Raw genomic sequence first — 13,318 nt, forward strand, 5'->3', positions numbered from 1 at the left:
TTTTCTTCCCCAAGAATATAAATTAGAAATATATGACCTAACTTAGAATTAATCTGGTAAACAAATATTCAAAATACCATCTAACTCATCGAGTGAATGATAGTGAATAACAAGCTTACCTTTACCTTTCTGGTTATGATCAATTTTAACATTGGCACCAAAACGTTCTGATAATTTCTGAGTTAGTTGCTCAATGTCTGGTGCAACAGGAGCTTTTTCCTTTTCCTGTTTAGGCTCGTTCCAATCGCGTACTAACTGCTCAGTCTGACGAACAGATAATCCTTTTTCAATTACAATTTTTGCAACTTCAAGTTGTTCTTTGCCCTTTAAAGTTAAGATGGCACGAGCATGCCCCATATCAAGCTGGCCTTGCTGCATAAACTCCTTAATATCATCAGCCAAGCTCAACAGACGTAATAAATTACTTACCGTTGTTCTTGCTTTACCGACTGTATCAGCAATTTCTTGATGGCTTAAACCGAATTCATCATGGAATCGTTGTAGCGCCAACGCTTGATCAATCGGGTTTAAATCTTGACGTTGAATATTTTCAATAAGTGCTAAAGCAATAGCAACCTGATCATTTAAATCACGAACAATTGCAGGGATTTCCGTTAAACCAGCAATTTGAGCTGCGCGCCAACGACGCTCACCTGCAATAATTTCGTAAGGATGAGCTTCATCATCTACAGGACGAATAACAATTGGCTGCATTACCCCATGTTTTTCAATAGAGGATGCCAACTCTTGCAAATCATGCTCATGGATAAAACGACGTGGTTGATATTCACCTCGTTTCAACAACTTCACATCAATTTGCTTTAACTGACCATGATCAAGCGCTTGAGCTTCTAGTTGTAATTTTTCTTTTTGAATTGAACCAAGTAATGCATCTAAACCACGACCTTTCGCCAATCCGCGTTTTTTGATGCTCATACTTTACTTCCTTTCTTCACTTTACTTTTCTTTAACATCTCAGCCGCAAGATTTAAGTATGCAACTGCACCTTTCGAACTTTTTTCAAAATAAATTACTGGCAAACCATGTGCAGGCGCTTCAGCCAAACGAACATTACGTGGAATCACAGTGTCGTAGAGTTTCTTACCAAAATATTGTTCCAACTCAGCAGATACATCGCGAGTTAAGGCATTACGCGCATCATACATGGTACGTAAAACACCAATAATTTCCAAATCTGGATTTAACGCTTTTTGAATACGATCGATTGTTTGAGTTAAATCTGCCAAACCTTCTAATGCATAGTATTCGCATTGCATTGGAATAATTACACCATCTACTGCAGCTAAAGCATTCACGGTAATTAAACTTAAGCTAGGCGCACAATCAACAATAATGTAATCGAATGAGTCCCGGATTTCATTCAAAGCATTCTTTAAAATGAACTCACGACCTTCTTGCTCGGCTATGGCAAGCTCGACACCAGAAAGTTCACGGTTTGAACCCAAAACTTTATATCCAACCTCAGCTTTTTGAATTGCCGTTTCGATTGGCACTTCACCCAATAACACATCCGTAATTGAGTAAAGTAGATCATTCTTTTGAATACCAGACCCCATCGTAGCATTACCTTGCGAATCTATATCGACAAGTAGCACACGTTTTTTCAATACAGCTAGTGACGCTGCAAGATTTACTGCAGTCGTTGTTTTACCAACACCACCCTTTTGGTTTGCAATCGCAATAATTTGAGCCATGGTAACCCTAATACTTTTTATTTAAATTCGTTGAAGTAAAAGTAAATGACGTTGTTCATCAAGTCTCGGTACATGCAGTTCAATCACTTTACATGAAAATTCCTGCTTAAGCTCTTCCATTTCTTCAACTGGAATCAGTCCTTTCATCGCGGCAATTATACTCTGCTCATGTAAATATGGACGTGCAGCCTCAACAAAATCTGTTAATGATGCAAATGCACGACTTGTTATTACATCAAATTGGCCAAGTTCATCAATTGTATCTTGATTTTCAACACGCGTTTGCACAGCTATTACGTTTTTAAGCTTAAGGTCAGCAATAAACTGTTTCAAAAAACGAATTTTCTTACCATTTGAATCAAGCAATACACAAGAGCGTTCTGGCTGACATAAAGCAATGATCATGCCCGGCATGCCACCACCTGTACCTACATCGAGCAAACGACCTGCTGGCAAATCTTTCAAAATACTTAGGCTATCCAACAAATGCTTTACTAACATTTCTTTAGGATCACGAATCGCTGTTAGATTATAAGCTTTGTTCCAAAGTACCAAAGCATCTTGATACTTCAACAATAATGTCAAAGCTTCATCGCTAAGCGATAAACCTAATTTTTGACTACCCTGTTGTAACTCTTGAAAAAACGGATGCATAAACAGATAACATCTAAGTAAAATTTAAAACAAAGTATACCCATTTATGCATCGTGGAACACTAGTTAACGATTAGCGATTACGCAGTTAATCGTAGAAGCCTTCACGAATTTGCAAATCTAGCTCCATTAAACGCTCAGGCGTTCCCACATCTACCCATGCACCTTTAAGCTTTTCACCAGATATTTTTTGTTTGTGAATCGCTTGCTTCAACAATGGGGCTAACGGACGTTTACCAGCTTCCAATCCATCAAAAAGCTTAGGATGGATAACAGATACACCACTAAAAGTGAGGTTCTCGCCCTTCACATCTTGATCAAATGTAAAAGCGCGTCCATTTAATAATGTAAAGTCGCCATCAGGATGCTGTTTAGGATTATCAACTAATACAAGATGTGCCAAATCATCATTTAACTTAATATGGCGTAGAGCTTCAAAATCCATTGTAGTCCATACATCTCCATTCACCAGAATGAAAGGATCGGTTCCAAGCAGTGGCAAAGCATTAATAATTCCACCAGCGGTTTCCAGCCCTTCTTCTTCTCGTGTCCAACGGATATCCACACCAAATTGAGAGCCATCTCCCAAGCTACTGATGAGTTTGTCGGCTAACCACGCAGAATTGATGACTATGTCGGTCACACCAATTTTCTTAAGTTTTTCAATATGCCACACAATAAGTGGCTTACCACCTACCTCAAGCAGAGGCTTTGGTGTATATAGCGTGAGTGGACGCATACGATTGCCCAAGCCAGCAGCTAAAATCATTGCTTTCATTATGCTGCAACCTCATAAGGGCCATATTTTTCAATAAATTTAGGCATTACTGAACTGTGAATAAACGCCATGAAGTCATCAAGCTCATGATAGCCATGGCTCTCTTCAAGTAAATACCACATGACTCGTGGTAAATCCTTCAAATAACCAGACTTACCATCTCGCTCAAACAAACGGACAAAAATACCTAAAATTTTGATATGGCGTTGAATTGCCATTAAATCAGCATCACGTTTAAATTGGTCAAAGCTTCGGTTTTGTTTAGCAGATGCTGGTAAAAGCTCATAGAACACTTTAAACCATTGATAAACACGCTCAGCATTCCACTGCACGTATGCATCACGTGTAATCGAGATTAAATCATATGTATCAGCACCAATAACTGCATCTTGGAAGTCAATTACTCCCAATTCTTCTTCATTAGCAATTTTCATTAAATTACGGCTATGAAAATCACGATGTACAATAACTTGCGGTTGAGCTAATGCTGCCTGAGCCAAGAAATCAAATGCATCATCAATAGTTTTCTTTTGCTCAGCTGTTGGATGGATATCGAGTGACGGTAACATCCAATCTGTTAACAACTGCATTTCCGATAAAAGCTTTTCATAAGAATAAGCCGGGAAATGTTCAGCGCCATTAATCGATTGCAAATGAATAAGCTGTTTAAAGCTCTGTTCATAATATTGATCAACTGTTTCATCGTTTAACAATGTAGACAGCAGCACGTCACCAAAGTCTTCTAACAATAAAAAACCTTGATTTAAATCTTTTGCAACAATCTGAGGTACCCGAACCCCATGCCCTGCAAAAAACTCGTCAATGGTCACAAACGGAACACAGTCTTCTTTTTCAGGAGGCGCATCCATAAGCATATACGTTTTATTTTGTAACTGGATGCGAGCATAACGTCGAAAGCTTGCATCCCCTGCTAAATAAGCGATCTGAAATTGATCATTTTCAAGAACAGATGTAAGCCATGTATGTATCAATTGTTCACGTTGTGTATTCATTTGCAATAAAATCTAAAACAAGCTGAGATTTTTGAAGGGTTAAGTGTAGCCACTTATAAACTTTTTCTCTATGATGCGACAATAATTAATTGTGAATTAGCATACTTGGTTAATGAGACAATGAAGCATCAGTTTAAATTTAATCCTTTAGCGACCGCTATTTTTACGCTCTTATGTAGTGGCTCCATACAATCAAGTTATGCTGAGTCAGCTGGTGTTGTCTCCAACATAGACAATAATCAACTTAAGGCGAGTATTAAGGAAGCCTATCCAGGGCAGGAATTCTTTCAACAATATTATGTTGATAAATCTGCTCCTGAGGCGCAATTGCGCAATAATAAATATTTGAGTTCAGCATTCTGCCAAGGAACTTGGATTACGCCAATTAATCCTGAAACTAAAGCGTTAGATGCAGATAAGGCTACTTCAGTTGTAACGGCTGATTATGGGCACTACAACCCTGCCGGCGACTCTGTGTTGGAAGGAAACGTGGTGATAGATCAGGAAGGCCGTACAGTTCGTGCCGATAAAGTCACCATCGATAAAACTCAAACATTTGCACATGCACAAGGCAGAGTACAGTTAGCTCAAGGCGGCTTACTTTCTCAAAGTGATGAAATTAATTACAATTTAAAGACTCAAACCGGTGATTTAAATAATAGTTTTTATATTTCTGAACAACAACATGCCCATGGTCATGCTGGGAAGATCGAGAGAACCTCTCCGAATGTAATGGTTCTCAATGATGCGACTTACACAACCTGTCCGCCAGGCCAGAAACCAGGTTGGAAAATTCAAGCCAACAAAATTGAGTTGAACCAAGAAACTGGGCGCGGTGTTACGCGCGGAACAAAACTATATGTAAAAGATGTTCCAGTTCTAGCAGTTCCCTACTTTAACTTCCCGATTGATGACCGCCGTACTACAGGTATCCTCAACCCACAATTTGGTTTCTCAAACGATGGTGGTATTGAACTTTCGGTTCCTGTTTATTTAAACCTTGCGCCTAATTACGATGCAACAATTACGCCACGTTACTTAGCAGATCGTGGGGCAATGTTACAAGGTGAATTCCGATATTTGACGGATGGGTTTGGTGCCGGACAGATTTGGGGCGGCATTTTGCCATCTGATAAAGAATATGATGATAAAGACCGTAAAGATTTCCATTTTTTACATAATTGGGATATCAACGACCAATGGTCTACCAACCTTGAATATAACTACGCATCAGATAAAGACTATTTCTCTGATTTAGATAGTAGCCCTAACTCTAAAACAGATCTTAACTTGCGTAGAGCTTGGGAACTTAACTATCAGCATGGTATTCCGGGTTTAAAAGCACAGCTTAAAGTCGAAGATTTCCAGACCCTTGATCCTCAAGTTAAAGATGCAGACAAGCCATATGCACGTTTGCCGCAATTCTTGTTGAATTATGTCACAGGTAACCCATTAGGCTTACAATACGAATTCAATAACGATACTGCATACTTTAAGAAATCAATTAACGATAATTCTGCACAAGAAAGTAGCGGTACGCGTATTTATAACCAGTTTGCAACACGTTATAACTATCGAACACCAGCAGCCTTTGTAATTCCTGAGGTTTCTGTACGTTCTATTCAAACCTTCTATGATAAAGATACTCAGTTAAATAACCCTGGCGGCTCTGAAAACAAATCAGTCGTTGTGCCACAATTTACATTGGACACTGGTTTGAATTTTGAACGTGAAGGTAAATATTTACAAACACTTACACCACGTGCTTTCTATGCCTATGCGCCATACAAAAATCAAGATGGCTACCCTAACTTTGACTCAACCACTGCGTCAATTAGTTACGATCAGTTATTTAACCCTTACCGCTTCTATGGTCATGACCGCCTTGAAGACAATAACTTTTTATCGTTAGGTGTAAGTTATAGTCTTTTTGACACAGTAGGTTTAGAGCGTTTACGTGCAAGTGTGGGACAAAGCTATTATTTTGAAGATCGCCGCGTCACTTTAAAACAAGGCCAAGATGAATTTGACACCGAGCGTAAAACTGGCCCTGTTATAAGCTTATCAAGCCAACTTAATCAAAACTTTACCATTGCTGCCAACTCGGCCTGGATGTCAAATGGCGATAATGCTCAACGTGACTTCCAAGTTTACTATACAGGTGATAAAGGAAATCTATATAACTTAGGCTATTTCTATCGTAAAGATATTCCTGGTCGCCAAGATACATACGACCAAGTTGTTGCATCGTTTATACAACCAATCAAAGACAATTGGCGTATTATGGGCCACGTACAATATGACATGGACAATGATGTTGCCCGTGAACTCTTGCTAGGAGTTAATTATGAGTCATGTTGCTGGGGTATTTCTGTCTATGGCCGTTCATACTATAACGATCTAGATGATCCGAAAACTTCAGATGTTAGTGAAAAGCGCGCGATCATGGCCGAAATTACACTTAAAGGTTTAGGTGGTTTAAACAATAAACTCGCGTCTTTACTTGAAAATCGCGTTTTAGGTTTTAACAAAATTAATCAATCTTGGACACAACGTTAATGAAGACAAAACATCTTAAACAGTTTTTTAAAGCGACGACCCTTGCTGTATTAATATCTTCATCAATGCATAGTTTTGCCCAACCTACTGATGAAGTTGTGGCAATTGTGGACAATAGCGTAATTTTAAAAAGTGACCTTGAACAAGGAATGGCTGAAGCAGCTCACGAATTGCAAGCACAAAAAAAAGAAGTTCCACCTCAACAATACTTACAATTTCAAGTATTAGACCAGCTCATCTTACGTCAAGCACAACTTGAACAAGTTAAAAAATATGGCATCAAACCTGATGAGAAAAGTCTAAATGAGGCTGTACTTAAAGTTGCAAGTCAATCGGGTAGCAAAAGCCTAGAAGCCTTTCAACAAAAATTAGATGCGATTGCACCTGGAACTTATGAAAACTTACGTAGCCGTATTGCTGAAGATTTAGCAATTAATCGTCTGCGTCAACAGCAAGTTATGTCTCGCATTAAAATCAGTGATCAAGATGTAGACAACTTCTTAAAGTCACCACAAGGGCAAGCTGCTTTAGGTAATCAAGCTCATGTGATTCATATGCGAATTTCCGGAGACAACCCTCAAGAAGTTCAAAATGTAGCAAAAGAAGTTCGTTCACAACTTGCTCAAAGCAATGATTTAAACGCTCTTAAAAAGCTTTCAACCGCGACTGTAAAAGTTGAAGGTGCAGATATGGGATTCCGCCCTCTTTCTGATATACCGGCTGAACTTGCTGCTCGTATTACTCCACTGCAAGATGGTCAAACAACTGACTTAATCTCTGTACGCGATGGCGTACATGTTCTAAAACTTTTAGAACGTAAGCAAAATGAACAGAAAGCATTAGTACCGCAATATCAAACACGCCATATTCTTATTCAACCTTCCGAAGTGGTAAGCCCTGAAAATGCGAAACAAATTATTGATAGCATTTACAAGCGATTAAAAGCGGGTGAAGATTTCGCTACTCTTGCTGCAACTTATTCAAATGATACAGGTTCAGCACGTGATGGCGGCAGCCTAGGTTGGGTTACGCCTGGCATGATGGTTCCTGAGTTTGATAAAAAAATGCAGGAAATTCCTGTAGGTGAAATTAGTGAACCTTTCCAAACTCAATTCGGCTGGCACATCTTACAAGTGACAGACAAACGCGAAAAAGATATGACGCATGAATATCAAGAGCGTATGGCACGTCAAATTTTAGGTGAGCGTCAATTTAACACTGAAATTGATAGCTGGTTACGTGAAGTCCGTGCAAATGCTTATGTAGAAATTAAAGATCCAAGCCTCGACAAAAAGAACTTACAAAAATAAGTTAATCTTTTGTCGTTAAAACCTGTGTTGATCACAGGTTTTTTTGTAAACAAAACCCAGCCATTAAAAAACCGGTTATATGAATAACCGGTTTCTATAAATCAGACCCTAACGGGAATTATTTATAACGATCAACCATTTTCTCTAAAGAAATTGGACGAATCTTGTCAGCATTGCCAGCTGTACCGAAAGCTTCATAACGATCGATACAAATTTGTTTCATTGAATCGACAGTTTTAGCGAAATACTTACGTGGGTCAAATTCAGCTGGGTTTTCCGCCATGAAACGACGAATTGCACCTGTTGAAGCTAAACGCAAGTCAGTATCGATATTGATTTTACGTACACCATGTTTAATCGCTTCTACAAGCTGCTCAACTGGTACACCATAAGTCTCACCAATATTACCACCAAACTCGTTAATTACTTTTAACCATTCTTGTGGTACAGAGCTTGAACCGTGCATTACAAGGTGAGTATTTGGCAATGCCGCATGAATTTCTTTAATACGGTCAATTGCTAAAATATCCCCTGTAGGTGGACGTGTAAATTTATAAGCACCGTGTGAAGTACCTACAGCAATTGCTAAAGCATCAACATTTGTATCAGCAACGAATTGTTTTGCTTCTTCAACAGAGGTTAAAAGCTGAGAATGGTCAAGTACACCTTCTGCACCCACACCGTCTTCTTCTCCAGCCATACCTGTTTCAAGGCTACCTAAGCAACCGATCTCACCTTCAACAGATACACCACAAGCATGAGCCATTGCTACCACTTGACGAGTTACATCTACGTTGTAATCGTAAGTTGTAGGAGTTTTACCATCAGCGCCTAATGAACCGTCCATCATCACTGAGCTAAAACCAAGTTGAATAGAACGTTGGCATACATCAGGGCTTGTACCATGGTCTTGGTGCATTACCACTGGAATGTGTGGCCATTCTTCAATTGCAGCCAAAATAAGATGGCGTAAGAATGGAGCGCCTGCATATTTGCGAGCTCCAGCAGATGCCTGAACAATTACAGGTGAATTGGTAGCATCTGCGGCAAGCATAATTGCACGCATTTGTTCTAAGTTATTTACGTTAAATGCTGGTACGCCGTAGTTATGTTCCGCAGCGTGATCCAAGAGCTGGCGCATTGAAATGAGTGCCATAATATCCTCCCAGGTAGTGCGGCTTATTCTACCTTGTCATTTATTTCAATTCAGCAACAAATCACAGTATTTCAAAAAAAATCCCTGCATTTGCAGGGAATTTTTAACAAAAAACAACAAATTAATGCGTTTCTGAAGCAGCCGACTCGCTAGCCGTACTACCTTCAACCACATCTGTATTCTTTTCATCTAAAACTGGCTTATCAAGCGCATCGATTGCAGCTTGTTGTTCAGGAGTTACTTTGTCAGCAACAGCTGTAGATGCCGCATCTTGGCCTGCTTGAGTCGCCTCTTCTTTTTTCGCACAAGCAGTCAACATCATTGGGACAATTAACAAAGCAGCAAAGGTAAGTTTTAAATTCATCACTATTTTCCACAATTGGTGATTTAGTACTCATTATATTATTTCAGGAATATGACAATTTAATGACTTATCAATGAAAAAGGGATTGATAACTCAATCCCTTCTTATTTCAATATAACAGTTTTTAAGCACGTTCAAGTAAAACGGCAACTGCTGGCAATGTTTTTCCTTCAACAAATTCAAGGAATGCACCACCACCTGTTGAAATATAACCAATTTGATCAGCTACATTATATTTATCGATCGCAGCTAAAGTATCACCACCACCAGCAATTGAGAATGCATCAGATTGTGCAACTGCAAGAGAAAGTGCTTTAGTACCCTCACCAAATTGATCAACTTCAAATACACCAACAGGACCATTCCAAAGAATCGTTTTTGAAGTTGTTAAAATATTTGCAAATGCTTTAGCTGTTTCAGGACCAACATCCAAAATCATATCATTTGCTGTTACATCTTCAACTTTCTTAATTACTGCTTGCGCTGCTGCCAAAGAACCTAAGAAATCTTCGAAGTTAATTTGTGAAGCATCAGCTACAACTACATCTGTAGGAAGTGGAACACTTACTTTAGCAGCAATTTGTTTTGCAGTTTCAACCAAGTCAGCTTCATATAAAGATTTACCAACATTATAACCAGCAGCCGCCAAGAAAGTATTTGCAATACCACCGCCCACAATCAGTTGGTCACAAATACCAGATAATGAATTTAATACATCAAGTTTTGTTGAAACTTTAGAACCAGCGACAATTGCCACCATTGGTTTTTCAGGTGTTTGCATTGCACGGCCAAGTGCATCTAATTCAGCAGCCAATAATGGGCCTGCCGCTGCAACAGGTGCAAAACGTGCTACACCTTCTGTAGAAGCTTCTGCACGGTGAGCAGTACCAAAAGCATCCATTACAAACACATCACATAGAGCTGCATATTTTTGTGCAAGTTCAGGATTATTTTTCTTTTCACCCGGATTAAAACGAACATTTTCAAGCAAAACAACTTGTCCTGCTTCAACTTCAACACCATCTAAATAATCAGTAAATAATTTAACTTCTTGACCTAGTGCTTCAGTTAAATATGCAGCTACTGGTGCAAGTGATTGTTCAGGCTTTGGCTCACCTTCCACAGGACGACCTAAATGTGAAAATACCATTACAGCAGCGCCTTTTTCTAAAGCAGCTTTTATTGTTGGAAGTGCGGCACGTAAACGAGCATCGCTGGTAATCACACCATTTTTAACAGGAACGTTTAAATCTTCACGAATAAGGACACGTTTACCTGCTAAATTAAGGTCAGTCATGCGCTGAAAATTCATGTAAAGCTCTCTTTATGATTTTAAAAACGCGCCAATTTTAAATGATTACATCAAAAAAGGTTAGTTTTTTTGCATAAAAGCTGTAGAAAGCCAAAGTTTTGATTATGATAGAGGTAGTAATCTAATATTTCATCCATTATGTCTATTCATCCAGATCCACAAATCAATCGTTTAAATGTTTTAGGTGAACCCTTAGCAAGCTGTTGTTTTGACCCTATTACTGGCTACTTCCGAAATGGTTTTTGCCATACAGCCGTAACAGATCTTGGTCAACATACGGTGTGCGCCCAAATGACTTCTGAGTTTTTAAATTTTTCACAAAAAGTCGGAAACGATCTGATCACTCCTCTACCTGAAGCAGGCTTCCCTGGCCTACAACCGGGAGACTTCTGGTGCATTTGTGTAACTCGTTGGGTAGAAGCTTATCAAGCTGGTCAAGCACCTCCTGTTAAACTTCATGCTTGTCATCAAGCTGTATTGAGCTATGTTCCATTAGATGTATTAATGGAATTTGCAGTGTAATGAAACAACCCAAAATTATTTTGGCATCAAGCAGTCAGACACGTAAAGATTTAATGAATCGTTTAGGAATCGAATATATCTGCATTAGTCCAGATATTGACGAGAGTCCTTGTGGTGAAATGCATGCCGATGATTTAGCAAAAAGACTGGCATTTACTAAAGCACAAGTAATTGCACAAAAAAATCGTGAAGCAATTGTAATTGGATCAGATCAGGTTGCATGGCGAGAGCATGCTCCTCATGATTTTATTGGCAAACCCTTAACAATTGAAAATGCCAAAGCTCAATTAGCAGCAAACTCTGGCCGAACAGTCTTTTTTAGTACTGCTTTAAGTGTGCAGTGCCTTGAAAAAAGTTTTGAACATACGCTTGTTGAGCATTATCAAGTTAAATTTCGCAATTTAAGCGCGCCTGAAATCGAAAGATACGTCGACTTAGATCTGCCCTTACAATGCGCAGGAAGTTTTAAGTGTGAAAGTCTCGGTATTAGTTTATTTGAAAAAATGATAGGCCAAGACCAAACCACGCTGATGGGTTTACCCATGATTCAGCTTTGTCAGATTTTAAGACAACTCAATCTCCAAATTCCTTAATATTTATTAGCTTATTTATAGGTTATTTCCATGACAGAAGCTTTAACCGTTTTAGGCGGTATTACTGCTGAACAGTTTTTAACAGAGTATTGGCAGAAAAAACCATTACTTGTACATAATGCTATGCCTGAAATTGTGGGTATGTTAGAGCCGAATGATGTAAAAGAACTCGCTTTAGAAGACCATGTAACTGCTCGTCTTATCCGTCAAAAAGATAAAAATCCAAATGAATGGCATGTAAAATCGTCTCCCTTAACTAAAGGTGATTTTCAAAAACTACCAAAGTTATGGACACTTTTGGTTCAAGCAGTAGACCATTATTCATTTGATATAGCTGAATTGTGGAAGAAATTTCCTTTTATTCCGCAATGGCGCCGTGATGACATTATGGTCTCTTATGCCCCAAAAGGTGGTTCAGTAGGAAAACATTTTGACTTTTATGATGTTTTTCTTGTTCAAGGATATGGTCATCGACGCTGGCAACTCGGCCAAATGTGTGATGCAAGCACTGAATTTGTACCTAATCAACCTTTAAAGTTGCTACCAGAAATAGATGTTCATTTTGATGAAGTATTAGCTCCTGGCGACTTATTATATGTTCCACCTGGATTATCACATTATGGCGTTGCCGAAGATGATTGTTTAACTTTCTCCTTTGGTTTCCGTATGCCTAATATTTCAGGCATGATCGATAGAATTAGCGATCAATTTGCTACTGATGAATTACTTCAAAATCCTGTTGTCGATATTACCCGTAAGAATCCTCCTCAAATTGGGGAAATAAACACGGAAGAGTTGGCTTATTTAAGAGATTTAGTGCTAGCTCAATTGAAAAATTCAACAGTACTTGATGCTGCCCTCATGTCGTACATGAGCGAGCCTAAATATCCAGACAATATTCCAGAACCAGATGAAATAGAGGTTGAAGACCTAAATGCTATTTTGTCAGATGGCTATGAGCTGCTACTCGAACCTGCTTCGCGTCTACTTTATACAGAACAAAATGGCGTTTTAAAGTTTTGGGGTAATGGAGAAGAATTACCGATTGTGGAATCTTTTGCCACCCAACTCAAATCGATTGCCGATGGGAAAAGCATTCCTTTCAATAGTGAGCTTAACAATACAGATATTTTAGAAAACATTGTTCAATTATTGAATAATTCAATTCTTATGTTGTTACCTCCTGCAGAGTAATACTAACTAAATATATAAAAAGGAGAAATTATAAAATTTCTCCTTTTTTCTTTTATAAATACATGTTTAAATATACCAATCTTTAAATCAAAGTTATAAAGGCCCACTTATAGTAAAAACCACCTTACCAAATCAAAGAATTAACTACT

The 13,318-nt window shown here is 38.6% G+C and carries 13 protein-coding genes; 5 read left to right on the top strand and 8 right to left on the bottom strand.

Going from position 1 to position 13,318, the window contains the following annotated elements:
- Window positions 1-48 precede the first annotated feature (48 nt).
- The 5 genes from MKL36_RS15120 to MKL36_RS15140 all read right to left on the bottom strand — a co-directional run bounded on the left by MKL36_RS15120 (window position 49) and on the right by MKL36_RS15140 (window position 4,159).
- On the bottom strand, window positions 49-936 hold the full coding sequence (locus MKL36_RS15120) for a ParB/RepB/Spo0J family partition protein (RefSeq protein WP_000023429.1): 888 nt from the start codon (window positions 934-936) through the stop codon (window positions 49-51).
- The gene (locus tag MKL36_RS15125) at window positions 933-1,715 is read right to left on the bottom strand and encodes a ParA family protein (protein WP_000057212.1); all 783 of its coding nucleotides are present in this window, start codon (window positions 1,713-1,715) and stop codon (window positions 933-935) included. Before MKL36_RS15125 ends, MKL36_RS15120 begins: the two co-directional genes overlap by 4 nt.
- 21 nt (window positions 1,716-1,736) lie before the next feature.
- Complete coding sequence (gene rsmG, locus MKL36_RS15130) at window positions 1,737-2,369, bottom strand: 16S rRNA (guanine(527)-N(7))-methyltransferase RsmG (protein ID WP_000553193.1); 633 nt, start codon at window positions 2,367-2,369, stop codon at window positions 1,737-1,739.
- A gap of 87 nt (window positions 2,370-2,456) precedes the next feature.
- Entirely contained in the window at window positions 2,457-3,146 is a 690-nt protein-coding gene (gene murU / locus MKL36_RS15135) for an N-acetylmuramate alpha-1-phosphate uridylyltransferase MurU (protein ID WP_021510831.1), read from the bottom strand.
- Window positions 3,146-4,159 (bottom strand): aminoglycoside phosphotransferase family protein, encoded by a 1,014-nt coding sequence (locus MKL36_RS15140; protein ID WP_001096105.1) that lies wholly within the window; start codon window positions 4,157-4,159, stop codon window positions 3,146-3,148. The genes murU and MKL36_RS15140 overlap by 1 nt, the downstream gene beginning before the upstream one ends.
- Window positions 4,160-4,279: 120 nt before the next feature.
- Here MKL36_RS15140 and MKL36_RS15145 point away from each other — a divergent pair, with 120 nt between their 5' ends.
- Entirely contained in the window at window positions 4,280-6,718 is a 2,439-nt protein-coding gene (locus MKL36_RS15145; RefSeq protein WP_086374155.1) for an LPS-assembly protein LptD, read from the top strand.
- The gene (locus tag MKL36_RS15150) at window positions 6,718-8,028 is read left to right on the top strand and encodes a peptidylprolyl isomerase (protein WP_000850091.1); all 1,311 of its coding nucleotides are present in this window, start codon (window positions 6,718-6,720) and stop codon (window positions 8,026-8,028) included. The genes MKL36_RS15145 and MKL36_RS15150 overlap by 1 nt, the downstream gene beginning before the upstream one ends.
- Window positions 8,029-8,146: 118 nt before the next feature.
- Here the strand turns inward: MKL36_RS15150 and fba are convergent, their stop codons facing one another.
- From fba to MKL36_RS15165, 3 genes are all read right to left on the bottom strand, one after another.
- Window positions 8,147-9,184, bottom strand: coding sequence for a class II fructose-bisphosphate aldolase (gene fba / locus MKL36_RS15155; RefSeq protein ID WP_001174011.1), 1,038 nt, complete (start codon window positions 9,182-9,184; stop codon window positions 8,147-8,149).
- Between the two features lie 121 nt (window positions 9,185-9,305).
- On the bottom strand, window positions 9,306-9,548 hold the full coding sequence (locus MKL36_RS15160; RefSeq protein ID WP_001049825.1) for a hypothetical protein: 243 nt from the start codon (window positions 9,546-9,548) through the stop codon (window positions 9,306-9,308).
- Window positions 9,549-9,672: 124 nt separating this feature from the next.
- Window positions 9,673-10,860 (bottom strand): phosphoglycerate kinase, encoded by a 1,188-nt coding sequence (locus MKL36_RS15165; protein ID WP_001011093.1) that lies wholly within the window; start codon window positions 10,858-10,860, stop codon window positions 9,673-9,675.
- A 138-nt stretch (window positions 10,861-10,998) separates the two neighbouring features.
- Here MKL36_RS15165 and MKL36_RS15170 point away from each other — a divergent pair, with 138 nt between their 5' ends.
- The 3 genes from MKL36_RS15170 to MKL36_RS15180 are packed head-to-tail and all read left to right on the top strand — an operon-like array spanning window position 10,999 to window position 13,169.
- Window positions 10,999-11,382, top strand: a complete 384-nt coding sequence (locus MKL36_RS15170) for a DUF2237 family protein (protein WP_000022187.1) — start codon at window positions 10,999-11,001, stop codon at window positions 11,380-11,382.
- Window positions 11,382-11,975, top strand: a complete 594-nt coding sequence (locus MKL36_RS15175; protein WP_000812866.1) for a Maf family protein — start codon at window positions 11,382-11,384, stop codon at window positions 11,973-11,975. The genes MKL36_RS15170 and MKL36_RS15175 overlap by 1 nt, the downstream gene beginning before the upstream one ends.
- A gap of 30 nt (window positions 11,976-12,005) precedes the next feature.
- Window positions 12,006-13,169, top strand: a complete 1,164-nt coding sequence (locus tag MKL36_RS15180; RefSeq protein ID WP_021510833.1) for a ribosomal protein uL16 3-hydroxylase — start codon at window positions 12,006-12,008, stop codon at window positions 13,167-13,169.
- Window positions 13,170-13,318: the final 149 nt, after the last annotated feature.

The sequence above is a fragment of the Acinetobacter sp. AOR12_HL genome, assembly GCF_027855275.1.
Lineage (GTDB): Bacteria > Pseudomonadota > Gammaproteobacteria > Pseudomonadales > Moraxellaceae > Acinetobacter > Acinetobacter baumannii.